Genomic DNA, 24,684 nt, shown 5'->3' with positions numbered 1-24,684 from the left:
GCTCAGGCATCACCCAAACGCCGATACTCACCCTGCATCACCGGCTCCCAGTTGACGCCGCCATCGAACGAGCTTTCCAGCGTCAACCGGTAGATGCCGTCCACCACCATCTCGTACAGGTGCCGTGTCTGCCCGCGCGGTGAGGTGCGTAGGAAAACCAGCCGCTTGCCGTCCCAATGACCCTGGGCTGGTTGCGCGGGTGTAAAGCCGTAGCTGTCGAACCAGTAAAGCGCGTATTCGCCGGGCTCCTGCCCGGCGACGAAAACGGCATGCGCCTGCAACGCGGGCTTGCCTTCGCGCTCCTCGCTGTAGTCCAGCAGCAAGGCCTTGCCGTCCAGACTGAAGCGGGCGCTTACGCGGCTGGTGGCGGGGCCACCCTGCCCCCAGCGCGTGGTGGCGATCAGCTCGTCGCCCGTCCATTCTCCAGCCAGCGCGGCTAGCACGCCGTTACCTTGCAAAGAAGTCATCGCGTCTACTCCGCTATCGTTCCAGCGACCAGCAGATGCTTGGCAAGCTGGCCGTGCAAATGCCCCAGTGCACGCGCCACGTGCAAGGTGACGAACACCAGCAGCACGCCGATCGCACACAGCAGGAACGCTGCCGGCCAACCGTCCAGCCACAACACCAGGTTGCACACCCACAGCGAACCGTCGCAGGAATCGTGGAACCCCATCGAGACCGCAACGAGCTTGATCAGCGGCGCGAAGGCAAAGGACAGTGACACGGCCAACATGGTCACCGCGAAGGTGAAATAGATGATTCCAAGCGGCAGCATCATCAGCATGTAGAACAACGTGCTCCAGCTGCGCGGATCGCTGAACATCGCGCCGATGCGCTTCCACAGCGACATTCCCCGCGTGGAAAACGCGGGGCGGCGCGGCATGCGCACGCCAAGCATCGACTCCACCATGCGCCCTTCCACCAGCGACAGCACGCGCACCGAGCTGAAGAACAGCACGATGAACGGAATGCCGATCACCAGCACGGCAAAGGCGGCCGACAAGGAAATGCCGGTTACCACCCAGGTGAAATAGAAGATGCCGGTCGCCAGCGACAGCAGCATGTAGAACAGCGCTGCGTACGTGCGCGGATCGGCTGCCACCCCGAAGAAGCGCCCGGCCAGCGAGCGCTGCTTCGGCGGTATCGGCGGGCGCAGAGCGCGCTGAACCTTGACCTCCTGGTCGCGGTAAATGGCCGCCACTTCCTCCGGCGCGCCATAGCTGCCTACCACCTTGGCCAGCATGTCCACCTCGCTGCGCCCCGGCTGTTCGGCCAGCTCCGCGCGCAGATGCTCTTCGGCGTCATACACAGCATCGTGGATCAACGCCGGATCCGCCCCGCGCAATGCCGCGCGCAACTGATCCAGATACTCCGCGATGGTGCGCGGCGCCCCCGTTGAACCTGTCGTCATCGCCATTCTCCCTTCAGAACCCGGTCGACCGAATCGCGCGTGGCTTCCCACGCTGCGGTCCATTCGCGCAACACTTCGCGCCCCCATTTCGTAATGCGGTAATAGCGTCGCGGCGGACCGCTCACCGAGGGCTCCACCTCGCTGGCCAGCAGGCCTGCCGCCTCCAGATTGCGCAGCACCGGATAAAGCGCGCTCTGCTTGCCCGCCAGCGCCCCGGCCTCGCCCAGCTCTTCCAGCCGCTTGGCGATCTGGTAGCCGTACAACGCCTGCCGCGACTGCCCAAGCACCGCCAGCAGCACCAGCGACACCGTGCCACTGGAAAGCTCTTTCTGGAATTTCTTCAATTGGCCCGCGGTATCGTCCATAGCGCTGACCCGCACTCCCGCTTATGTTGGAGTGAACTGTAGTGCGAACTTCATACTAGTGCATGGGTATGAAGTCATGGGGTGGGGAGTCTTGGGTCTGGTGGGCATGACACCAAAGTGTGTACGTGTTGTACAAACATTGGTATCAGAGGGGGTGTACAAACATTGGTGTCAGCCGGCTCGGTCGACTCTGAGATTAGGCATTAAAGGAGCCTGACGTGGCTGATCGGAGTATCCGCAACCGCACTAAATAGCGCCACCCAGGAGTCCAGCAAGACAATATGCGGACTTAGGCAAGATTGAGTGACAACTTCGCCCCCTTTACAAGCGCTGATTGGCGGCCAAGGAGCTATCTAAGCCAAGCCACTCGACTATATTTTCTTGAGGCCGCTTTCGACCCGTAGCGAACGACTTAGAGGGAGATAAGAAATGGTTGCTTTGGTGATCGCAGCAACGATTCTCATCGTTCTGGTGCTCGGAGCACTCTTTCCGAACGACATTCCCCGTGCTTATCGGCAGCGGCGTTGCATGGGAAGACAATGGCGTTTGCGCTTCCCGAACGCCTCAAAGCAAGATATTCGCCATTTTCTATGGCTGTTTGCCTCCGCATTCGCGATTCGGCGCCGCAATGCGCTCCTTTTTGGCCCGGATGATGAGTTGCTGGCCATCTATCGGGCTCGGTACCCATCAGAGCTTACGCCTGATGCGCTCGAGTTCGAGGTCTTGGTAAAAGACATCCAGAGAGTTCATCGTGTAGACCTCGGTTCAATCTGGCACGATCGACTTACTTTGGGAGAGCTCTTTGCTGACCTTCGTAGAGGCGGCAATTTGGCACCCGGCTGAATCCGCAACCCGGAGCGGACATCAGGCAATATTCAGAATTGAACTCGAAGGGAAGAACATGGCGACGCTTGAACGGGCAGTAGCAATAGCTGCTGCAGCACATGTTGGCCAAGTCGACAAAGCTGAACTTTTTGAGTTCATTTTATGAGCGACGATGTTGATCTAGTGGGAGTAGTTGATTGCCTGCAAGGAGATGCGCTCCTGTCTGGTCTCATTAACGTAGCCCCTCCTAAAACGATTGTGATGCCATTTGCGAAAGATCGTTCGAAACACTATCTAATTGTTGCAGTGTTCTTTCGCGATGAAAATCTAAGAAAGCAAGTTGTTCTTACGGCTTGCAGGAGAATAGTGACGTTGCTACGGCGTAAGTATTTGGCGGCGATCGATGGTGTGGAAATTTTAATAAGCGTAGTTTCGGCCCAGCGCACTGAGCGGGTTCTTAGATTGTCAATACTCAAGGAATCACTTGATATCTTTGAGAGTATGGATCACTTGGACTTGAGTATTCGTGTCCCCGCTGCCGGGATGACAAGTTTGATGTACAGACAGATTAGCTAGGACATTAGCATCGCTCCAAGCAACGGTCTTTGTTAGGTCCGCTTGCGGCCCAAAGCCTACGTTGTAGGGAAGTTGTGAGGCCGGTCATCTATAAGACTGGAAAAAGAGAGCGAATATGCCGTTTAAGATTTGGGAATGTGAGGCTGGACATTGGTGGAAACACGCAACAGTCGACTCGGTCGAGGAGGCTGTAAGTGCAGCCGAAGCTATTGAGACTCGTGGCTTTGGCGCTGCATTTATCCAGGCAGCTCAAGAATCAGCGCGAATACCGCTTTCTGAGTTTCGAGAAAAAATGAAAGAAGACGGGAAAATTCGCTAAATAGAGGGTCCAGGTTCGACCCAGAGCAAACACTTACAATGAGTTTTCGAAGGAAAGTAGAGGGCCAATGCACGCCACGCTTCCAGTAAGTATCTGCGAGGTCCAAACCGCAAATGGTTTGGTGGCATATGTAACGTTAGTGCCGGCAGGTGAGGCGGTGAAACGCGGCCTTGTTGCCCAAGAAATCATCGGCCAGTTGCTGGACGCAACTCGCGCCGACAGGCAGATCGACCCTGCGAACTTTGCGCGCAATAGGGCTTTTGTTGACTTCCTGCACGAAGCAATTCAAAAGCATGCTCCGGCACTACCGAATCTCATCGATGCTGCAAAAGCACAAGGTATGGGCTGGGTATATATCATCGACGGAAGAACTCCCACGCCGCAGGGCGCTGTTCCACCGGAGGATGTCATCGGTGGTTTTCAGGTGGACGACGGAGAAATCTTGGATGGTTCCTATAGGGCTAATCCGAACCATCGAATCCTCTCTCAGCGAGGATTCTTTCAGCTCGACCCTGATCTGGAAAGGTGGGTGCTTGCTGATCTCGCGGCACATATTGAACGCAGTCTAAAAAGCTAGTTGTACCGAATCTCATGTCCGCTTCCGACCCAAAAGCGGACCTCACTCGACCAAGGGATTCCCATGGACAGACCTGCACTGAACGAGGAAGAGCGAGGGGCTCGGCAACAGTTGTCTAATCTGCTGCGGTTAGTGCTGAGTAACCATTGCTCATATCTAGAGGCAGCGCCGTGGGTCGTCCATCTGCGCAGCCGAGTGGGCGGAGTTGGTGATTTCGATGATGATTTCAGGGTATTTGTCGGAATCAATTCGGAAACCGATCACTTGCCTACTCAGGCTACGAGGCACCTTTGGGCGGCACACGCACTCAAGGCTCTTGAGCCAGAAATGGCGAGGCTGGAAGCTCGTGCGGCGGCCCTCGCAAGAGTCTCGTGCGAAGCGTTGCTGGCGCGTTTTGATGAAACAGGTGCATAGGGAGGCGTCTGCTTCCGACCCACAGAAGACAGTTGGCGAGTAAGAAAACCGGCTTTTAGGGGGAGTCGTGAAGGAATTTCTAGTTCTTCCGGAAAGTAAGCTCAACGAAGAAGCTTTCGACCGCTTTCCCGTGTGGTCTGAGCACTATGACTGGGATGAGATTGAAGAGATCGAACGGTGGGGCCTGGACCGCGAATACGTGCTTGATCTATTTTCGCAAAATTCTCCCGGAAACGAGCATTGCGTCTACACAATGCTTGAATCAAACCCATTCCCGCCGCGCATGCGCATTTTTATCCGCGCCATGGTTCGAACCCTGGATGGGCATCAATTGAAAGGGTTTGCCATGAACGAAGATGCATATGTTCTGACCGTATTCCATAGGGGCAAAACCTTTCCTTTCAGTCGGCACCCCGCACTGGCGAGTTATAACAAAACCTATAAGCGTCAATTAATGGCATCGCTTGGTGCATCTAGTGACATCTTTCCGTTGTGCTACGAAACTGGGTTCAATGATGCTGACGGGCACCCTATAGCGGGTACGTTTGTGTGTGGTGGTCCAGGCACTTAGCGCGGAGCGTTAAAGTCCGCTTTCGCCCCAAACTGACATCGCATTAAGTGCCACGGGACGGCGCATTTTTGTTCAGACCTTGGCTCGAGGTGACACCCGGTTTATGAAAGCGTTCATGGCAGGGATGCCACGCGATGAGACAGCCATCGTGGCGGAGATTGTCGAGGCCCAGGATGATGCCATGCGGGCATCCGGCCTCGAACCAGATGAGGAGTCGACGTCCCGTCGGTCCGTTGCGCCGTAGGGAAAGTCGCGACATCGTTCACTCGCAGGTCGCTGATTGCCAAGGCACTCGCGTTGCTCGAAAGTCACACGGTAGAACGCGCAGAACATTGAATGATTGATAGGTGCCGGGTGCCGCCTCTGACAATCTTAGGCCTCCGCCTGCCTTTGACGACTCCGATGGGCAGCCTGCTTTGCGCGATTCCCGCATAGCGCCATGCTGCACCAACGACGGGCGCCTCCACGCGTGTGGTCTGCAAAGAGCAAGGTGCAGGATGGCGCCTCGCAAGCCTTCACGCGCGAGAAGTCTTCATCGCAGACCAAGTGGGCCATCGCCTCGGCAATCGGCAGCAATAAAGTCTCGGGTGAATTCCAGCGATGCTTCGCGACCAAGGTCAACGCGGATCGACCGTCCATTGGTTGCGCAATGATTTCACCGTAACGCTCGTCGCGCCGAAGCAACTCATTCAGTGGTTCGAGTTCCGCCAGATCATCTGTCGTTAGCGAGCGCCCCTTCCGATCGCGAACGAAGGTGCGAAACCACTCCCTCAGCGTCCGGGCCTGCCCGGCGAGGCGATCTATTTCGCCAGGAATCGCCCGCTCACGAACGGTCCCAACCACTTCGCTGGAAACGAGATGCGCTTGCGTAAGCCAACTCAACAGCCCCTCGCCGTCTTCGAGCCAGTCGATCGGCGTATCGGCAGGCGTAGCCACTGAATTGAGAAAGTCCAGGCCGGTGGAGTCGGCCAGGAAAAGGGCGGGCACGTGCTGGGTCATGGAATTCTCCTTGGCTCAAGGTAACCCCTTAAATAGCTATTGACAAGTTACCTATGGCGAGAATAACCTCTCAAATGTCACTTATGAGGTTACTCAATCAGCAGGGTCGCCGCCATTGGGAAATTCCTTCATTAACCCTTAGGAGCGCAAAAAATGAGCAAAATATCCCCGACTGTCGTGATGGTGCATGGCGCCTGGGCCGATGAGTCGAGTTGGATGAAAGTGGTTGATCTGCTCCACTTAAAATCCATTAAAACGGTTACTTTTGATCTGCCTATGTCTACCCTGACTGATGACGTCGCCGTGCTCGACGACGTGCTGGCAAAGGTCGAGGGACCGGTGATCCTGGTCGGGCATGCGTACGCCGGCGCCGTCATTGCTTCTACTCAGAGCCCGAAGGTGAAGGCGCTGGTATTTGTGGCTGGCCTGGCGCCCGATGACGGAGAAACGGTGGCCGAGGTGTTCAATCGCTTCGGACACGATGAGAACGCGCCGGTATTGGCACCCGCGAGCGACGGGCGCATAGGGTTGCCGCCAGAGGCATTCGAAGCGGCATTCGCGCAACACGCGACACGACACGAACAACAGGCACTCGCCGCCGCCCAACGTTCAATTTCTCCCGCATGTATCACGGTGCCCGTCGGGAAGCCGCTATGGCGGCAGGTGCCTACCTGGTACCTCGTGGCACAGCGCGACCACATGATTCCCGAAAAAACACAGCGTTTCATGGCCGACCGAATGAAAGCTCATATCCGTGCCTATCCCGTCGACCATTTGCCAAGCGTGACCGCACCGGGACTGGTTGCCGAGCTGATCTTCGACGCGCTGCAAGCGACCAGAACCTGATCCCCACCCTGTCCGAATTAATGAAAGAGAGATTGCCATGACCACGATTCGATATCGCAAGGCCCGTGTCGACGGCGTTGACGTCTTCTACCGTGAGGCGGGTACGTCAGGTAAACCCAAGTTGCTCTTGCTTCACGGGTTTCCGAGCTCAAGTCACATGTTCCGCGACTTGATTCCACTGTTGAGCGACGACTTTCACATCGTCGCGCCTGATCTGCCTGGCTTCGGGCAGACGGAAATGCGCCCGCGTGATGAATTCAAATACACCTTCGATCACCTGGCAGAGATCGTAGATGGCCTGACGGAAGCGATCGGTTTTGATCGCTACATTATTTACGTATTCGACTACGGCGCTCCGACGGGTTTCCGCTTGGCGGTGAAGCATCCCGAACGGATTGCCGGCGTTGTCACGCAAAACGGCAACGCCTACGTGGAAGGACTGAGTGACGGCTGGGACCCGATCCGTACCTATTGGGAGAGCCCTACCGACAGCAATCGCAATGCGCTGAGGGGGTTCCTGACTCCGGAGACAACGCGCTGGCAGTATGTTCACGGCACTGCCGACGAATCGCTGGTATCACCCGATGGCATCGCACTGGATAATTTCTATCTTGCTCGCGAGGGGGCCCACGACGTGCAACTGGATCTGTTTCTCGACTACCAGAGCAACATCGCACTCTACCCCGCATTCCAGGCGTACTTTCGCAAGTACCGGCCGCGTCTGTTGGCCATCTGGGGCAAAAATGATCCGTTCTTCCTCCCTCCGGGTGCAGAAGCCTTTAAAAGGGATATTCCAAATGCCGAAGTGAGATTCCTCGATACGGGCCACTTTGCACTGGCGACACATGCTGACGACATTGCGTCGGCGATTCGCGTTTTTTTCAAATAGAAGTTCCGTCCAATCCAGATAGATGGAGAAGGCAATGTCACAAGCAACTGCCATCGTGACCGGTGCAAGCCAAGGCATCGGCCAAGCAACGGCCATCCGGCTGGCCAACGACTTTGGTGCGATCGTCTTGGTCGCGCGAAGCCGCGAGCATCTCCAGAACACCGCTTCGACAATCGAAGCGCTTGGTGCAAAGGCGCTGATCATCGATATCGATCTTGGTGAGCGCGCATCGGCAAAGATCGTGGTCGAGCAGGCACTTACTACGTTCGGCCGTATTGATGCGCTGCTCAACATCGCCGGTGCCGTTCCTCAGGTCGATCTCTTCGAGATGACGGATGAGCAATGGGATCTCGGCATGGCCCTTAAACTGCACGGCGCGCGCCGCCTGACCATCGAAGCCTGGGACGCGCTTAGGACAGCGGGAGGTTCGGTGGTTTTTACTTCGGGCAACTCGGCCATTTTTCCGAAAGCGCCGTACGCGGCGGTGGGCACCATCAATGCGGCCATCGTGGCCTTGGCAAAGGCTTTCGCAGACCGCGGCACGGTCGACGGTGTACAAGTGAATAGCGTATTGCCTGGACCCGTTTTAACGGGGCGCCGACGCTCTTACCTGGAGCACTGGGCACCATTACACAATATGACCGTGACCGAAGCCATGGAACGCTTCCCCCGTGAAGCCGGCATTGCAAGATATGGTCAGCCGGAGGAAATTGCGGAGCTCATGGCGTTTTTGGTGTCGCCGGCGGCACGTTGGATGACTGGCTCGATGCTGCGCATGGACGGCGGCGAGGTTAAGTCGCTGTGACGCGCGGCACGCGGAGTCGCCAGACGCCAATTCGTCGCTAAGGTGAAGGGAATCAGGATGGCCGCCAAAGTATTCATCGATATTTCCCGAAAGCTTTTTATGGCTTGCATCTTATTCAATGCCGCAAGATCGCCTGCTCAATTTGGGAATACGCTATATCGTCTATCTCGTCGCGACGCTTTTCTAAGACCGCCAAAAGACTAGAACGCCGAGCTGGCCCCAGTGGCGCATAGCAATTGCTGTCCGCAAGCCAATCACCCAAAACTGTAACAAACCAAAGAAGTTCGACCTGACCATTCGGATGAACGCCGAGAACCATAGCAAGTCTGTCCCAATGACTTAGCTCCCGAAGCAAACCTCTCAAGCTTTCTCGAGTATGTGAGGTAGCCGTGTCCGCCGAAAGGGTCGCCATTAGCCGATGGAGATCCAACGGAATTGCCCCGCGTCTCACTATCGCCGCCAGTTCTCTTTGAAGCCGTTCACTTGGAGTCGACACTATGCGCAAGAACTCTGCGTCGGAGAATTGCCCGTCTACTTTGACAATGCCTCGTATACACAGCGTATGGACTAACCCTCGTGGATGATCCAGCCATCTCTTAAAACGAGGAACGTCCTCAGCCTCCGCCTTATCTACCAGCGACGTCAAGGCGCCCATTGTCGGCCGTTGGACATCGCTATCGACCACAGAGCGCCAATAATCAATAGCCTGCTCCGAAAACCTTTCCCTCAAGAGAAAGGAAGCCAAAGAGCGCACGCCCGACGCCTTGTCTCGCAGCATTCTATGAATGGTTTCTCGCGGCAACGAAGCATCTAAAGCTGCTAAGACACGAAGCGATTCACGCCGAATAATCGGATGGGCGGCATCTAAGCCACGTTTGGCCAGACTTTGAGCTCGCCCCTCATCGCATCGATGCGCTGAATATCGAAGCGCATGAAGCGCAATTCTTGGATTAGGGTCACTGATTGCCGAATCCAGCAAATTTATCCCTATTGAAAGATTTGCTTCTAGAGACTTCTCGTAAGCCCATGCGCGAACCTTTGTATTTTTTGCGCTAAATTGGCTGAGAAGCCATTGCGACGATTCGCTTCTCAGCATCCATCCTTCGACGCAACTACTGAACCACTCACGGTCAAGGCGCTCGCGTACCTTAAGCCTGATTGCGAGTGGCCAGATCGCCGCTACATCCTCACCGGCACAAAGATCCAAAAGTTGGACGGACGCTTTTTGCGCGACATCCCTTACTATAGGAACCCAATCAGCGCATCGGATAAGCGAAGCAGCAAGGGTGAGTCTCCCGGGAAATTGAGGAAGTAGTTCGAGCACCTGCTCCCTAATACGCCCATTGCTATGACTCGCCGCCAGAAACAATAGTGATTGACGCATCGATGAAGTCATCTTCGACGACGCTATTACTGCCATCGCGTTTGCAGGCCAGTCACGAAAGGGGGTTCCGTAGTAAGACCTGAGACTCTCATCGATATCGATCAAATGTTCGACGGGCAAGCTTTCCAGAACGCTCTCTATCGGCGCCACATCGCTGCCGTCAGAGAGCCGCACAAACTGAAGCCCCTTGGCTAAGAAATCTCCCGGCGAGAAAGTTGGAGCCTCGCTAGCTTCTTCGTCTACTTGCGTACCGAGAAATTTGAAAAATCGCTTCCAGTCTGTCGACACCACGTTGCTCCATAACGCCCCGATCGAACTGTGATGACTGGAATTGCCAAGTCCGCCTCACCACGCCCCCAGCGCCACCTCCAGCAGAAGGTGGCCGCGTGATCTTTCCGGCACATACTTTGATTGTCAAAGGGTATTCAAGAGCAAAAATGTTACCCACATAACCCATTGTTTTATATGTTCATGTACAGAATCTGCCGTCCAACTATAACCAAAGTACGTACCTGACATTGCTTTACTGCAGAGACTTTGGCTTCCAAAAGTGCACACACTCTGGAGTCATACCCAGTTTGCCCACCCAGGCTGCAAGACACCTTTGGGCGGAACATGCGATAAAGGCTCTTGAGCCCGAGATGGCGAGGCTGGAGGCTTGGGCGGCGGGTTTCCAAGCCTTACCGACGCGTTTCGCCGAAGCAGGTGCATGGGAAGGGTCTGCCTTCCACCCAAAACACGCCCGTGGGATGCAAGGCTAACGATCTCGATGTAGCGAGGAAGCTGATATGACACCAGAAAGCTTTGTTTCGAAACTCAACGTCGCTGTCGTGGAGGAGAACAACGCGGTCTATCGCGCACTCTTATTGAACACCGACTCCAGCAGGGCTTCCGACCCGTACTGGAAGCGCGTCCTGGCGGTCTTCAATGACCTCAACTCCGATCAGCGCGAAGTGCTCATAGAGCTGACGCGTCAGGTCGCGATCGATACGGCCGCCAATGTGCTGGGTGTCATCGATGGAAAGCATGCATTGGAGGGAGCGGACGGCGAATTCCGCTTGACCTATGGCGCACGAAATCTCGCCGGGGAATTGCAGAGCTTGTTCCTGGAACGGGCTGAGCAACTGGCCCCATAGCACCCACGTCCACCCAAAACCGACGCACTAAAAAGAGCACATTCACCGTGAACCAGGGAACCCTCATTCGTGATCGAACGTTGCGAACTTTTTGGCCTGGTCTTCCTTCAGGGATTTCACGTCGCCTTCCTCTGGCTCCATGATTGGGTGCCGCTTGGCCGCTTGAATGACGTGGCCGCTATCCGGCGGCACGACACCGTTGATCGGTTAATCCGTGTGACGCTGATTCAGAGCGTTCCTTACACTCTTCTGCTGATACTCAGTGTCATTGGACTTCCTCAAGGGCCTGAAGCCATGCCGCTGATGTGGTTGTGGATAGGTTATGGGCTGTTGTTCGCGGGTGAGATCCGCGCCTGGTGGTGGCCGTATCTGGTTCGTGCCGAGCCTGCGCGCACTGAGCGTTACAAGGGCTTGTTCGGCCACACTCACACGTTGTTGCCTCAGCGAAACGGCATTGCTCCCAACACGCTTCATTGCTTATTGCACCTGGCTACTGCTGCCACCTTGGTGCTTCTTCTCGTATTGAGCATCAAGAACACCGTTCAATGAGTGGCGGCGAGTGTCATCGACCAAATGACATTCCAGGTTCAACAGTCGGGCGAAATGGACAATCCCAGCCTGGGCGCCCGGGCTATGGGAACCACCTGCATTCCCGCAAAGCCGCCCCGACCGCGCACCGGCTGACGCCCTGGCAGAAAAGGACGCGACAGGCATTGGACACCTCGCAGACAAAGCATTACGACCTTCACATGTACTCGTAACGCCGCTCGGTTAATTTAAACCTACCGTCGCCGTGGATCATCCAACGGACTGATCCAGGCGATTTGGTGCGAATCAAGGCGTCGCAGGACAGAAGCCTCTCAAACAAGGAAGACGAGTACCCCGGCAGCCACCCCACTGCCGCCATGCAGTTGACATCGATCGCAAGCCAGCTACCGCGCAAGTCGTAGCACGGTTTGCTGCACCCCCAAAAAAAGTGAGCATCCACATGAAAACCAATAAAAATTCCCAAGCGGTCGGGCACGCTCATCAACATTCCCGCTACGCGCTGAAACTCCTGGCGGCCATCGCCGTGAGCGCATTCGGCGCCACCGCGCTCAACGCTGCGTACGCGCAGGAAACGAGCTCCAGCATCGGCGGCAAGGCGCCCGCTGAAAGCACCGTCACCATTCACAGCGACAACGGCCTTACCCGCCACGTGTCCGCCGACAGCAAGGGCCGCTACCGCTTTCCCGCATTGATCCCCGGAACCTACCTGGTATCGCTGGAAAAGGACGGCCAGACCGTCGCCCAGGTGCAAGGTGTTCCGCTCTTTGCAAGCAGGGCTTCCAAAGTGGACTTTGCCTGCGATAACGACCAATGCACCGGGGCGCTGGCTCGCTGACCGCGCACGTCTTGGTGTCATGCCTACGGGCATGACACCAAGCACCTGGGCACCCACCACGGATGCCTGGATCGCCCCCTTTCAATCAGGGGCTGAGCGCCGATTCCGGTTGCGGATCGTCGCAAAGCTTTAACAGATAACCTCATCCGTCGAGGTAGTGTGGCTCCCCTGTGAGATAACGCTCATTGAGCGATCCGAAGGGGGCAGCATGAACCGTGCTTTTGATGCGATCGTCATCGGCGCCGGACAAGCAGGACCACCCCTGGCAGGTCGCCTGACAGATGCCGGCATGACGGTGGCATTGGTAGAACGCCATCTCGTCGGCGGTACCTGCGTCAACACAGGCTGCATGCCAACCAAGACGCTCGTTGCCAGCGCACGCGTTGCGCATCAAGTGCGTCGTTCCGCCGATTACGGCGTGCTGGTGGACGGCAACGTGAGCATCGATCTGCCGCACGTCATGGCACGGGCGCGAGGGGTGACGGAGACATCCCGCGGAAATGTGGAGAGCTGGCTCGGGAGCATGAAAGGCCTGACCCTGCTGCGCGGGCACGCGCGCTTCGAGCAACCCGATACGCTGCGCATCAACGACGAGACGATTTCCGCACCGCGCATCTTCATCAACGTTGGCGGTCGCGCACGGATACCGGAAGATATGCCCGGCGTCGCCGACATCAGCTATCTCACCAATACGTCGATACTCCAGCTCACCTCACTCCCCGAGCATCTCGCCGTCATCGGCGGCAGCTACATCGGTCTGGAGTTCGCGCAGATGTTTCGTCGTTTTGGTTGCGCGGTTACGGTGGTGGAGCGCCAATCGCGGTTGATCGCACGGGAAGACGAAGATGTCTCCGAAGCGATCCGTGACATCCTCGAAGCCGAAGGCATCACCGTGCGCACCAGCGCCGAATGCATCGCTTTCGCACGCCATACCAAGGGAACCGCGGTGACCGTCGATTGCCATACCGGCGGCAGGGAAATCGTCGCCAGCCACGTATTGCTTGCCGTGGGTCGCCGCCCGAATACCGACGATCTTGGACTGCAACGTGCCGGGATCGAAACCGATCAGCACGGCTACATCGTCGTTGACGACACCCTGGCCACCAACGTGCCGGGCATCTGGGCCATGGGCGATTGCAACGGCCGTGGCGCCTTCACGCATACGGCGTACAACGACTTCGAAATCGTCGCCGCCAACGTGCTCGATGGCGAGGACCGGCGCGTCTCGGCGCGCATTCCCTGCTATGCGTTGTTTACCGATCCACCGCTGGGCCGCGTCGGCATGACAGACGCCCAGGCTCGCGCAAGCGGCAGGCCGTTGCTGACATCCAAGCGCCCCATGACACGCGTCGGCCGCGCGGTCGAACGCGGTGAGACCCAGGGTTTCATGAAGGCCGTTGCCGATGCCGAAACCCGGCGCATTCTCGGTGCCGCCATCCTGGGCACGAGCGGCGACGAAGCCATCCATGGCGTGATCGACCTGATGAATGCCGATGCATCATTCGACACCTTGAAGTGGGCGGTGCCGATCCATCCCACGGTATCGGAATTGCTGCCCACGCTGGTTGGCGGCCTCAAGCCCGCTGGCGGCGATCAAGCCGGTTGAGGCATCCACGACGACACCTCTTCACGGGGTTCTCGGAACAAATCCGGGAACGCCGGTATTCACCACGGCATTCAATCGAACGCCCGTAGCGACGCGATCCTGCATCTCCCGCATGGCTTGCTCGGGAAGCACGGGCACGTCGAAATTCTCCCTGATGTGATCAGGGTTGGTCGATGTGGTCAGGAATGCCGTGCCGCGCTGCGCAGCCCAAGCCAGCGCCACCTGCGCCGGGGTCTTGCCCAGTCGCTGCGCAATGGACTTGATCACGGGATCATCGGTTATTTTCGGCTCCATGCCGTGCCCCAGGGGCGCGAATGCCAGGAGCACAATGCCATGACGCTGGCAGAAATCGAGCAATTCCCATTCGGGCAGATAAGGGTGGCACTCAACCTGCACGACGACAGGTTTGATGCGCGCTGCGGCCACGATCTCCTCGAGCTTGTCCAGCGTGATGTCGGACAAGCCGATAGACCTGCATTTGCCATCGTCCACGAGGCGTTCCATGGCTCGCCACGTCTCCAACAACGTCACTTCCGTGTCGTAGATCGGCTCTCCACGGTCGTTCACGGGAAAGAACTCATCGCCGGGTCTGAATGCGAAAGGCGTATGCACCAGGTAGCAATCGAGATAGTCGAGCTGAAGGCGACGCAGACTTGCTTCGAAGGCGGCCTTGACCCGTTCGGGGCGATGGTTGTTGTTCCACAATTTGGTGGTAACGAACAACTCTTCCCGCTTCAGCACACCCGCCTCCAGGGCCTCTTTCACCGCATCGCCGACTGCATCTTCCGTGCGGTAGAGCTCCGCGCTATCGATGTGCCGGAACCCCACTTCCAATGCGGTCCTGACGGCCCGCCTGGCTGCCGCCGGATCGGGAATCAACGATCCGAAGCCGACGACCGGCATGGCACCGGCTCCGCCTGCCAGGGGAATTTTCGAATGACGAAGCTCGTTTGTCGCATTCATATCGGCACGCTCACTCAATGATTGGCTCTACGCAAGAGCGAACGCGCATGGGTACCCGGCCATCCGCGATCGATCATCCGTTCGCACCCGTTGAAATTTTAATTTTGTACCATAAAGTACAATAATAAGAACCGACGTGGCTTCCGGTCAAGTGTTTTTATGCAGTTGCGTATAAAAATTAAAATACGACAAAAAAACCGCGATCAGCCAAGTGCATTCCTGCGACTCCCTTACTGAATTCAAGAAACGCCCACTGAAGCGCAAAAAAGACATTTTCGACTGAATTCCAAGCGAAATGACGCGTACATCGTCGGCAACGGCTCACCCGAAACCAGGCTTAGGTTTGCCCCCTCCCACTTGAAGGATGTGCCGTGACAAACGATCTCCCCGATATCATCGCCGACCGCCTCGACGTGCTCTTTTGCGGGATCAACCCCGGCATGACGGCGGCGGCAACCGGGCATCATTTTGCCGGCAGGAATAACCGATTTTGGCGTGTGATACATCGCGCAGGTTTCACCCCAACCGAAATTTCGCCCAAGGACGATCGCGCCATACTTCGATGCGGATGCGGTTTGACCTCGGTAGTGAAGCGGCCCACCGCGCGTGCAGATCAACTCTCGCCCGAGGAATTCACGCTTGCTGCTGCCGAATTCGAACAGAAGATCGCACGCTACGCACCGCGCTTTGTCGCGTTTCTGGGTAAAGCCGCCTACCGCGGAATTTCAGGCCAACGCGATATCCCCTGGGGACGGCAACCGGTTCGCCTGCACGGTGCTGCCGTTTGGATCCTGCCCAATCCCAGCGGCCGAAACCGTGCGTTCGGATTCGACCAACTGGTCGACGCGTACCGCCAGCTTCAAGCAAGCGTCGCCCTTGAGGCTTTAGGTACGTAACTACCCTCACCTGCCCAGCGAACGTCGCTGGCTTGAGCGCAAACCGATTTCCGCGCCATCAAAGGCCGCCTGTTTTCTCAAACAATCTCACCTCTTCGACATTGTGATCTTTGCGAAATTCGTGCCGCCCAAGCGGGGCGAATGTCTCCAGCCGCCGCCATCTTTCGCAGCGACCCGACCCGGCTTTGCGCCGCCGAACCAGCACCCGCATCACCCGTCCCTCGGTTTTTCGGACATGTTGCGCCACCGCTTGACACCGGTGTCAATCACGTTACAGGCTGATAACAGAGCCAATGCCGGGGGGCATGCGGGACGTGGCAACTGATCACTCAGACCGATTGTCGGGGATAGCGGCGATGCCGTTTGTGGCTGCCGATATTGGCGGCACGCATGCGCGTGTTGCGCTGATGCGCGCCTCGCACGACGGGGTCCGCAAGGTGGAGACACTCGCCTACCGCGTATTCGCCTGCGCCGAATTCCCGGCGCTGTCGCAGTTGCTGCAAGCCTTCATCGATACGCACGTATCCGCTCCGGTGAAGCGCTGCGTACTCGCTTGCGCCGGCCAGATCATGGGCGATGAGGTCGTCAACGACAATCTCGCCTGGCCCATCCACCTGACGCAGCTGCGCAACGCATTGGGCCTGGACGAGGTGGCCGTACTCAACGATTTCGAGGCCCTGGCGTACGCACTCGACGGCCCTCTCGCCGACGGCGGCCGCCACCTGTGCGGGCCGACCACGGCGGCCATGGGCCCTACCCTGGTGATCGGACCGGGCACAGGCCTCGGCGCCGCGGTGCACGTCCCCGCGCCGGTCGGCGGTTTCGTGCTGCCGACCGAGGCAGGCCAGATGGACTTCGCGCCCAATTCGGTGCGCGAGCGCGAAGTTCTCGCCCATCTGGCACCGCACGGCGGCTACGTGGCGTTTGAGCACATCGTGTCGGGCCCCGGACTGTTGATCATCTACGCGACCCTGTGCACGTTGCGCGGGGAAGCGCCGAAGCTGGCGACACCCGAAGCAGTTACCGCCGCAGCCGTCGCGCACAGCGACGCACAGGCGGTGGAAGCCGTGGAAATTTTCTGTGCCGCGCTGGGAAGCTTTACCGGCAATCTCGCGATGGCCTTCATGGCAACGGGCGGCGTGTATCTGGCCGGCGGTTTTCTCTCGTCCACCTTCGAACTGCTCCAGCGCAGCGCATTCGAGGAGCGGTTCCTGCACGGACGCAGCGCACGCGCGTTGCTGTCGCAGATACCGGTATGGGTCACGGAGCACGGCCATCACGGCGTGCAGGGCGCGGCCAAGTGGTATCTCAGGCACGGCATGGCTGCGTCGGAAACACTGCGGCATGCCGTGGCGGATGGCCTGGGCGCATGAAATACCTCGGGAAATCCAGGATTTCCCCTGGCCTGGCCATCGCCTGGTTGATGGCGACTGGCGTCGCCATGGCCGGGCCGGCTGTCCCGCCCTGGTCGCTGCTGCCGCAACCGGCAACACTCAGCCCCGCAGGAACGGGCGCCACCGAGATTGCACGGGGCGCCGTGGTCGCGGTGCGGGGTGCGGATCGGCAGCAAGTGCAATCCATCGCCGAGCGACTCGTGCAACGTGTAGCCGACACCAACGGCCTGCACCTGCAACTCGCGACTGCGAGCACCGCACGCGCGGCGATCACCTTCGAGGTGAATCCACGCGCCGATGTCGCGGATGACGCCGGCTATCGCATCACCGTGAACGACACCGGCGTCCTCGTTACCGCACGCACGCCGCGCGGCGCGTTCTATGGCAGCGTCACCTTGTGGCAACTGCTCACACCACCGGGATGGACGCGTGGCACGCCGGTCGAGGTCGCCCACGGCGTGATCGACGACCACCCGCGTTTCGCGTGGCGCGCGCTGCTGCTCGATTCCGGACGGCACTACCAGAGCGTGGCGCAGATCAAGCAGCTGATCGACTGGATGTCGCTCAACAAGCTCAACGTGCTGCTCTGGCATCTCACCGAAGACCAGGGCTGGCGCCTGGAAATCCCCAAATATCCCGAGCTCACGAAAATCGGCACGTGCCGCAAGTCCGTGGGCCTGGACAGCGAACTGACCGGCTCCGCCGACCTGCCCTATTGCGGTTTCTACACCCAAGCCGATGTACGCGACATCGTGCGTTATGCGGCCGAACGCTACGTGGATCTGGTGCCGGAAATCGATCTGCCCGGCCATTCGCAAGCCGCCATCGCCGCTTACCCGTGGCTGGGTGTCACCGGCCAGCGTCCTTCCGTGTGGACCGACTGGGGCGTGAGTCCGTGGCTGCTCAAGCCTGACGAAAAAACCCTGCAATTTGTCGACGACGTGCTCGACGACGTGATGCGACTGTTCCCCTCGCGATACGTCTCCATTGGCGGCGACGAAGCCGACAAGCAGCAATGGAACGCATCGCCGGAAGTGCAAGCCAGGATGCGCGCGCTGGGCCTGGCCAATGCGGATCAACTGCAAGGCTGGTTCACCAACCAGGTCGCCGCGCATCTCATCCAGCACGGCCGCACGCCGGTCGGCTGGGACGACGAGCTGGTGGCCGGCGCGAAGCTGCCAGCATCGGAAGTGGTGATGTCGTGGCACGGCGACGACAACGAACGTGTCGCCCTGACGGCGATCCGGCAAGGCCACGACGTGGTCATGACGCCACAGGAATCGCTGTACTTCGACCACTATCAGTCCGACCTGCCCGACGAGTGGCAAGGGCCGCCGCCCGCGGCAACGTTGCAGCAAGCCTATGACACGGCCGTCATTCCGAACGGCGCGAGCGCGACCGAAGCCCGGCGCGTCATCGGTGTGCAGGCCGGGTTGTGGACCGAGCAGATGCCCACCTTTGCCCACGACCAGCACGCGGTGTTTCCGCGTATCGCCGCACTGTCAGAACTTGGCTGGTCGCCCGTTGGCGCGCACGACTGGAACGGCTTTCTGCACCGCATGCCGGCGGAACTGGCGCGCTACCGCGCCCTTGGCATCGACTACGCCGACAGTGCGTTCGCACCTGTTTTCCAGGTGACCGCGGCGGCCAACGGTGCGTTCCGGGTCGAGCTCTCCAACCAGACCGGATTTGGCACGATCCGTTACACGACGGACGGCAGCAACCCAGACAAACAATCGCCCAGCTATGCCGGGCCATTCACGCTACCGGGTAACGCAACGGTGCACGCCGCGACTTTTGCACCGGACGGTTTCGAGCTTGCCGCAGCGCGCACCCAGGTGCTGGATGAAACCACCTTGCTGAGCCGCGACAGCAACGTGCTGCCGACGTGCTCCAAGCAACCAGCCTCGCGCCTGGAAGGCAGCAGGCCTGCGCAAGGATCGAAGCCGGTCTACGCCGTGGATATCGGCAACGCTTGCTGGCTGTGGCCGCAAGCACCGCTGGATGGCGTCAAGCACGTTGCGATAACGGCCGAGCGCATCGCTTGGCGCTTCGGCGACGAATCCAAAGACGCCGTCGTGCGCCGCAAGACCAGCACCGCGGGCGACTTCGAGATTCACCTCGATACCTGCAGCGGGCCGTTGCTTGCTCGCTTGCCGCTGGAAAGCGCAGCGCAGGCAAAGGGGCAAATCCGTCTCGATGCAAAGCTTGCCGCGCCGGTGGGGGCCGGCGTTCGCAATCTGTGCGTCTTCGCTACCGGCGATCCGCGCGATGGCCAGTGGGCGTTGGCGCGAATGACATTTTCGAAATGAGGGGAATGCGGGACCTGCGTCCCGTGCAGTGCGATTGAGCAGTTGGCCTTGGCACGAAACCAAGGCCGGGGAAGACAAAGAAACGGCATCACGACGGCATGCGCACCAGCAGGCAGCGCCGGGCTACACGTTTTTTTTGCAATACCACGGAGAACCAGAAGTTCGACAGGCAACACCAACGAGGTTAAAGCCCATGTCCACCGCACTTCGCAAGCATCCATTGTCATTTGCCATTACCGTTTCGCTGTTTGCCGTCGTGTCGACGTCGGCCATGGCGTCGACGTCCGCCGATGCCCAGGCAAGCGGCCAGGCCACGCAGGCCACCACGGCGCAAACCGCGCCGGCACCGGCACCGGCAGCAACGTCGCCCAATGCAAAGAAAACCGACGCAAAACCCGGCAGCACCGACGCGCAGAAAAACGCGCTGACGCTGTCGACCGTGTCCGTCTCCGGCGTGCGCGCATCGCAGATGCGCGCCATCGACCTCAAACGCGAGGCGCCGAACATCCAGGACAGCATCACGGCGGAAAACATCGGCGCGCTGCCCGACACAACCATCACCGACTCCCTGCAGCGCGTCACCGGCGTGCAGATCAATCGCGATGCGGGCGTTGGCACCTCGGTGGACGTACGCGGCCTGCCCCAGGTCGGCACCATGTTGAACGGCGAAGTATTCATCACCGCCGACCAGATCGATTCGCAGCAGCCCGATTTCACCATGCTGCCTTCCACGCTGTTTCACGGCGTGGACGTGGTCAAGTCGTCCACCGCCAACGAGACCGACGGCGGCATCAGCGGCGCGATCGATCTGCACACCTACCGCCCCTGGGATCTCCCCAGCGGATTCACCTACAGCTATTCCGCCAACGGCGAGCGTGGCAGCAGCACCGACCATTTCGGGCCCGAGGCCAACGGCCTCATTTCGTATAACGACAGCGGCCATTGGGGCCTGCTGGTCTCCGCCGATTTCTCCAACACCACACGCATGAACTCGACCGAGGGTCTGGATCAATACGGCGTGGTGCTCAACGGCGAGAACGCAGCCAGCGCGGGCGGCTACAACGGCTTCCTCACACCGTGGAACGGCGCGCCCATTCCGTCGAAGATCGTGCAGAACCCCGACGGCAGCGTGGACGTCAATGGCGACGGCAAATCCAACGGCGTGTTCATGGGCAGCCAGGACATCAGCCTGTACGACACCACCACCCAACGCAAGCGCAAGTCCGGCAACGCCTCGTTCCAGATGGACCTGGGCAACGGCTTGAGCCTGACCACCGACTACTTCTATTCGCAACAGCGCGAGTTCGATCGCAATTTCGGCATCCAGTTCAACTCCACCAACTGGCAAGGCGCCACCTACGTGCCGCTGCAATCGCGCGATACCGGCAGCCCCGCCCTAGGCGCCTACGGCACGCCGGAACCCGGCTGGCAGGGCTCGCAGATCTACACCACGCAGGTCTACGAGAAGTGGCCCGGCGACGTGGAGTCGTTCTCGCAGATCACCCAGAAAAGCTCCGTCGCGAAGAACTACAACCTGCAATTGGATTACGACGACGGCGGCCCGTTCACGGCCAGCGTGCGCGGCATCCACGACATCGCATCGCAGTCGAACGTGGAAACCGACATCAACGTTTCCGACTCCGACGGCGCGCTGTGGCCCAACGTGCTGATGCCCGGCGTGCCTTCCAACGCCGTACCGCCCGGCACCTTCATCTACCCCGCGCAGCTGGGCGGCAATCGCGTGTTCAATGCCAACGGCGTGCCGCAGAACACTATTCCGATTATCGCGAACTTCGAAGGCCGCTACCTTACCGTCAGCATGCCGTCCTCGCTGGCAACCGATTTCGCCAATCCCGATGGCTGGACGATGAAGACGCTGGAATCCTCCGGCGACTACAACCGCCAGGTGGCATTGAATGCCTTGCGCTTCGACGGGCAATTCGATTTCCAGGACGGCTTCAAGCTCGAATTCGGCCTGCGCAACAGCATCCGCAATGCTTCCAACGTCGGCTGGACATTGGAGACCCCTGTCTATGGCGGCATGGGCGCCAGCGACCCGAACGGATGCCTGGTGCGCTATGTCGGCGCCGACGTGGTGATGGACAGCGGCTCCTGCACCGCAGGCAATGCGCTGGGCTACTACCGCGCAGGACCGCTCTCGGCGATATCCATGCCCAATACCGCGGCGCCGCTGTCGAGCAACTTCAGGGAATACACCAACCTGCTCGGCTCGGGCATCAACTTCTGGGCGGTCGATCCCAACGCCTTGATCAATCCCATTTCTTACTGGAAATCGCTCTACCCCGATACTGTCGAGGTGGGCGAACCGGGCACCACCTGGGCGGTGCGACTGAAAGAGCTGTCCGGCTACGTGCAAGGCGATTTCAACGGCACCATCGGCGACATGCCCTATAGCGGCAACGTGGGTGTGCGCATGATCCACACCAACCTGGACGTCACCCAGTATTTGAGCGGCGCGCCGGGTTCGTATGGCGACGAACCGGTCGAAGCAGGCACCTCGCTCACCAAGCGCACTTACCAGGACGTGCTGCCGTCGGCCAACTTCTCGCTGGATCTCACCGACGAGCTGAAGTTGCGATTGGCCTATTCCAAGAACATGATGCCGCTCGACCTCAGCACCTGGGGCGGCGGCCTGCAGTTGAACTACTCGTTGGCGGAAACTCCGCAAGGGCCGATTTTTCGCGTCGCAAACGGTACATCCACCGGCAACCCGGATCTCAACCCGTGGCGTTCCACCAACTTCGGCGCATCGCTGGAGTACTACATCAACCCCACCAGCATGCTCAGCCTGGCGCTGTTCCGCATCAACGTGGAAAGCTTCATCAAGAACGGCAGCGTAGTGAACTGCAGCCTGCCGGATGAAGACGGCGTGGTCCGCGATCACTGCATCGTGATCACCGAACCTGTGCAAGGCACCGGCAACAGCATCCAGGGTGCGGAATTCGATTATCGCCAGGGTTTCACGTTCCTGCCTAGCTTTTTGTCCAAGACCGGCATGGAGGTAAACGCCACGTATGCGCCGAGCAATTCGGGCGAGACGGATCTGTCCGGGCGCAAGATTCCGTTCCAGGACAACTCCACCGAATCGGGCAACTTCATCCTGTGGTATCAGGACGGCCACTTCCAGGCGCGTCTCGCGTACAACTACCGTTCGCGGCGCGCGGTGATGGACAGCGTGGGCGGCATCACCGGCATGGAGATGTATGAGGCGCCGCAGAAGTACCTGGACGCATCGATTTCCTACAAGTTGAACAAATACGCCGAGGTGTTCCTGGACGGCACCAACCTCACCAACGAGTACCAGCACTACTACCTGGTATGGCCTGACCAGCCTGCGCACTCGACTTTCTCGGAGCGCATGTTCATGTTGGGCATACGCGGGCAGTGGTAACCGGAGCAAACGTTGGAAACCTTGAGTAGCCCCCTCCTACTCATCGTCGCAGCGAAGGCAGGGACCCGGCGTCTTGGCTGTCGATGTGCTAAAGACACTGGGCCCCGGCCTTCGCCGGGGTGACGACTAAGCGGGGGTTGTTCAAGCCCCGTCTCTCGCCGTGGTTGCCACATCGATACGCCACCGCACTCCATCACCACAAGGCAAGCATGCAGGATTCCACCACGCCCCAACCCGCTCGCGACAACACCCTTCACCGCTCCATCGGGCTGTTTTCGGGAACCGCGATCAACATGACCCAGATGTGCGGCATCGGGCCGTTCATCACCATTCCCATCATGGTTGCGGCAATGGGCGGTCCGCAGGCGGCCATCGGCTGGATCGCCGGCGCCATCCTGGCGATGGCCGATGGTCTGGTGTGGGCCGAACTCGGTGCGGCCATGCCGGGCTCCGGCGGCACCTACGTCTACCTGCGCGAGGCGTTCCAGTACCGCACCGGCAAACTGATGCCGTTCCTGTTCATCTGGACGATGCTGCTGGCGATTCCCTTGCTCATGTCGACCGGCATCATCGGCATGGTGGAGTACCTGGAGTTCTTTTTCCCGAAACTGGGCTGGTGGCCGGTGCACCTGATCAGCCTGGCGGCCACGGCCATCGTCACCTGGATGCTCTACCGCCGCATCGAATCGGTGCGCACGATCACCGTCGCGCTGTGGGTCATCATGCTGGTCTCGGTCGTTGGTGTCGCTGCTGCGGGCTTCTCGCACTTCCACGCGGGCTTCGCCTTTACCTACCCGGCGGGTGCGTTCGGCAACCACTTCTTCGTGGGGCTGGGCGCGGGGCTGATCATCGGCATCTACGACTACCTCGGTTACAACACCACTGCCTATATCGGCGACGAGCTGCGTCAGCCGGGACGGACCATGCCCGGCTCGATCATCGTCTCGGTGATCGCGATGATGTTCGTCTATCTGCTGCTCAACATCAGCGTGCTTGGCGTGGCGCCGTGGCAGGACATCGCGCAGTCCAAATCCGTCGCATCGATGGTGGTGGAACGCAGCTGGGGGCACGCCGCTGCCGCCGTGATGACCGTGCTCATCATCGTGACGGCGTTCGCCTCGGTGTTCACCGGCCTGCTGGGGGGATCGCGCGTGCCGTTCCAGGCTGCACAGGACAAGGTTTTTCTATCGGTGTTCGCGCGCCTGCACACCAAATACAGCTTCCCGCACGTGGCGCTGCTCACGATGGGTGTGGTGACGGCCATCGGCACGTTCTTCGACCTCACCGAAGTGATCAACATGCTGCTCGCCGCCACCATCATCGTGCAGTCGATTGCACAGATCGCCGCGCTGGTCGTACTGCGCAAGCGCCAACCGACGCTCGCTCGCCCGTACAAACAATGGCTTTACCCGGTGCCGTGCGTGATCGCGCTGCTGGGGTGGATTTACGTGTACGTGTCCGCTTCCGCGTTGTCGCTGATCCTGTCCGGTATCTGGATCGTTGCCGGCCTCGTGGTGTTCGTGGCATGGGCCAAGCACAATCGTTCGTGGCCGTTCGCGCCCGTTGAAATACGCGAGACCTATCTTGGGGAACCGTAACG

The 24,684-nt window shown here is 59.2% G+C and carries 23 protein-coding genes; 17 read left to right on the top strand and 6 right to left on the bottom strand.

Annotation, left to right across the window (positions count from 1 at the left end):
• Window positions 1–2: 2 nt before the first annotated feature.
• Genes ISS99_RS14200 through ISS99_RS14190 form a run of 3 tightly spaced genes read right to left on the bottom strand, consistent with a single transcriptional unit; the run spans window position 3 to window position 1,776 of the window.
• Entirely contained in the window at window positions 3–467 is a 465-nt protein-coding gene (locus tag ISS99_RS14200) for a DUF1579 family protein (RefSeq protein WP_204632250.1), read from the bottom strand.
• Between the two features lie 5 nt (window positions 468–472).
• A complete protein-coding gene (locus ISS99_RS14195) occupies window positions 473–1,411 on the bottom strand; it encodes a sensor domain-containing protein (RefSeq protein WP_204632249.1) in 939 nt (312 codons plus the stop codon).
• A complete protein-coding gene (locus ISS99_RS14190; protein ID WP_204632248.1) occupies window positions 1,408–1,776 on the bottom strand; it encodes a PadR family transcriptional regulator in 369 nt (122 codons plus the stop codon). Before ISS99_RS14190 ends, ISS99_RS14195 begins: the two co-directional genes overlap by 4 nt.
• Before the next feature lie 429 nt (window positions 1,777–2,205).
• Between ISS99_RS14190 and ISS99_RS14185 the strand changes: the two genes are divergently transcribed.
• The 5 genes from ISS99_RS14185 to ISS99_RS14160 all read left to right on the top strand — a co-directional run bounded on the left by ISS99_RS14185 (window position 2,206) and on the right by ISS99_RS14160 (window position 5,058).
• Complete coding sequence (locus ISS99_RS14185) at window positions 2,206–2,619, top strand: hypothetical protein (RefSeq protein WP_204632247.1); 414 nt, start codon at window positions 2,206–2,208, stop codon at window positions 2,617–2,619.
• Window positions 2,620–2,763: 144 nt separating this feature from the next.
• On the top strand, window positions 2,764–3,177 hold the full coding sequence (locus tag ISS99_RS14180) for a hypothetical protein (protein ID WP_204632246.1): 414 nt from the start codon (window positions 2,764–2,766) through the stop codon (window positions 3,175–3,177).
• Between the two features lie 115 nt (window positions 3,178–3,292).
• On the top strand, window positions 3,293–3,496 hold the full coding sequence (locus ISS99_RS14175; protein ID WP_204632245.1) for a hypothetical protein: 204 nt from the start codon (window positions 3,293–3,295) through the stop codon (window positions 3,494–3,496).
• 67 nt (window positions 3,497–3,563) lie between these two features.
• On the top strand, window positions 3,564–4,073 hold the full coding sequence (locus ISS99_RS14170; RefSeq protein WP_204632244.1) for a hypothetical protein: 510 nt from the start codon (window positions 3,564–3,566) through the stop codon (window positions 4,071–4,073).
• Between the two features lie 481 nt (window positions 4,074–4,554).
• Window positions 4,555–5,058, top strand: coding sequence for a hypothetical protein (locus ISS99_RS14160; RefSeq protein WP_204632242.1), 504 nt, complete (start codon window positions 4,555–4,557; stop codon window positions 5,056–5,058).
• Window positions 5,059–5,430: 372 nt separating this feature from the next.
• On the opposite strand, the gene ISS99_RS14155 is transcribed toward ISS99_RS14160, so the two are convergent.
• Window positions 5,431–6,057, bottom strand: a complete 627-nt coding sequence (locus ISS99_RS14155) for a CGNR zinc finger domain-containing protein (protein WP_204632241.1) — start codon at window positions 6,055–6,057, stop codon at window positions 5,431–5,433.
• A 153-nt stretch (window positions 6,058–6,210) separates the two neighbouring features.
• Between ISS99_RS14155 and ISS99_RS14150 the strand changes: the two genes are divergently transcribed.
• From ISS99_RS14150 to ISS99_RS14140, 3 genes are read left to right on the top strand one after another with little or no spacing between them, the layout of a single operon-like run.
• Entirely contained in the window at window positions 6,211–6,903 is a 693-nt protein-coding gene (locus ISS99_RS14150) for an alpha/beta fold hydrolase (RefSeq protein ID WP_204632240.1), read from the top strand.
• A 37-nt stretch (window positions 6,904–6,940) separates the two neighbouring features.
• A complete protein-coding gene (locus ISS99_RS14145) occupies window positions 6,941–7,792 on the top strand; it encodes an alpha/beta fold hydrolase (protein WP_204632239.1) in 852 nt (283 codons plus the stop codon).
• Window positions 7,793–7,826: 34 nt separating this feature from the next.
• On the top strand, window positions 7,827–8,597 hold the full coding sequence (locus tag ISS99_RS14140; RefSeq protein ID WP_204632238.1) for an SDR family oxidoreductase: 771 nt from the start codon (window positions 7,827–7,829) through the stop codon (window positions 8,595–8,597).
• 115 nt (window positions 8,598–8,712) lie between these two features.
• Here the strand turns inward: ISS99_RS14140 and ISS99_RS14135 are convergent, their stop codons facing one another.
• Entirely contained in the window at window positions 8,713–10,269 is a 1,557-nt protein-coding gene (locus ISS99_RS14135) for a HEAT repeat domain-containing protein (protein ID WP_204632237.1), read from the bottom strand.
• Window positions 10,270–10,769: 500 nt separating this feature from the next.
• Here ISS99_RS14135 and ISS99_RS14130 point away from each other — a divergent pair, with 500 nt between their 5' ends.
• From ISS99_RS14130 to ISS99_RS14115, 4 genes are all read left to right on the top strand, one after another.
• On the top strand, window positions 10,770–11,117 hold the full coding sequence (locus ISS99_RS14130; RefSeq protein ID WP_204632236.1) for a hypothetical protein: 348 nt from the start codon (window positions 10,770–10,772) through the stop codon (window positions 11,115–11,117).
• Window positions 11,118–11,186: 69 nt separating this feature from the next.
• On the top strand, window positions 11,187–11,666 hold the full coding sequence (locus tag ISS99_RS14125; RefSeq protein WP_204632235.1) for a hypothetical protein: 480 nt from the start codon (window positions 11,187–11,189) through the stop codon (window positions 11,664–11,666).
• A 439-nt stretch (window positions 11,667–12,105) separates the two neighbouring features.
• Entirely contained in the window at window positions 12,106–12,501 is a 396-nt protein-coding gene (locus ISS99_RS14120; RefSeq protein WP_204632234.1) for a carboxypeptidase-like regulatory domain-containing protein, read from the top strand.
• Between the two features lie 208 nt (window positions 12,502–12,709).
• A complete protein-coding gene (locus ISS99_RS14115) occupies window positions 12,710–14,107 on the top strand; it encodes an FAD-containing oxidoreductase (RefSeq protein ID WP_204632233.1) in 1,398 nt (465 codons plus the stop codon).
• A gap of 21 nt (window positions 14,108–14,128) precedes the next feature.
• Here the strand turns inward: ISS99_RS14115 and ISS99_RS14110 are convergent, their stop codons facing one another.
• A complete protein-coding gene (locus ISS99_RS14110; protein ID WP_204632232.1) occupies window positions 14,129–15,070 on the bottom strand; it encodes an aldo/keto reductase in 942 nt (313 codons plus the stop codon).
• Window positions 15,071–15,441: 371 nt separating this feature from the next.
• Here ISS99_RS14110 and mug point away from each other — a divergent pair, with 371 nt between their 5' ends.
• The 5 genes from mug to ISS99_RS14085 all read left to right on the top strand — a co-directional run bounded on the left by mug (window position 15,442) and on the right by ISS99_RS14085 (window position 24,682).
• Window positions 15,442–15,966: a G/U mismatch-specific DNA glycosylase gene (mug, locus tag ISS99_RS14105; protein ID WP_204632231.1), complete on the top strand. Its 525-nt coding sequence runs from the start codon at window positions 15,442–15,444 to the stop codon at window positions 15,964–15,966.
• A gap of 356 nt (window positions 15,967–16,322) precedes the next feature.
• Complete coding sequence (locus ISS99_RS14100; RefSeq protein ID WP_204632230.1) at window positions 16,323–17,339, top strand: glucokinase; 1,017 nt, start codon at window positions 16,323–16,325, stop codon at window positions 17,337–17,339.
• Window positions 17,336–19,672, top strand: a complete 2,337-nt coding sequence (locus ISS99_RS14095) for a beta-N-acetylhexosaminidase (protein WP_204632229.1) — start codon at window positions 17,336–17,338, stop codon at window positions 19,670–19,672. The genes ISS99_RS14100 and ISS99_RS14095 overlap by 4 nt, the downstream gene beginning before the upstream one ends.
• Before the next feature lie 193 nt (window positions 19,673–19,865).
• Window positions 19,866–23,084, top strand: coding sequence for a TonB-dependent receptor (locus ISS99_RS14090; RefSeq protein ID WP_204632228.1), 3,219 nt, complete (start codon window positions 19,866–19,868; stop codon window positions 23,082–23,084).
• A gap of 209 nt (window positions 23,085–23,293) precedes the next feature.
• The gene (locus ISS99_RS14085; protein ID WP_204632227.1) at window positions 23,294–24,682 is read left to right on the top strand and encodes an APC family permease; all 1,389 of its coding nucleotides are present in this window, start codon (window positions 23,294–23,296) and stop codon (window positions 24,680–24,682) included.
• Window positions 24,683–24,684: the final 2 nt, after the last annotated feature.

This window comes from Dyella mobilis (assembly GCF_016904945.1).
GTDB lineage: Bacteria > Pseudomonadota > Gammaproteobacteria > Xanthomonadales > Rhodanobacteraceae > Dyella_B > Dyella_B mobilis.
This window is presented reverse-complemented; position numbering and strand designations above follow the sequence as displayed.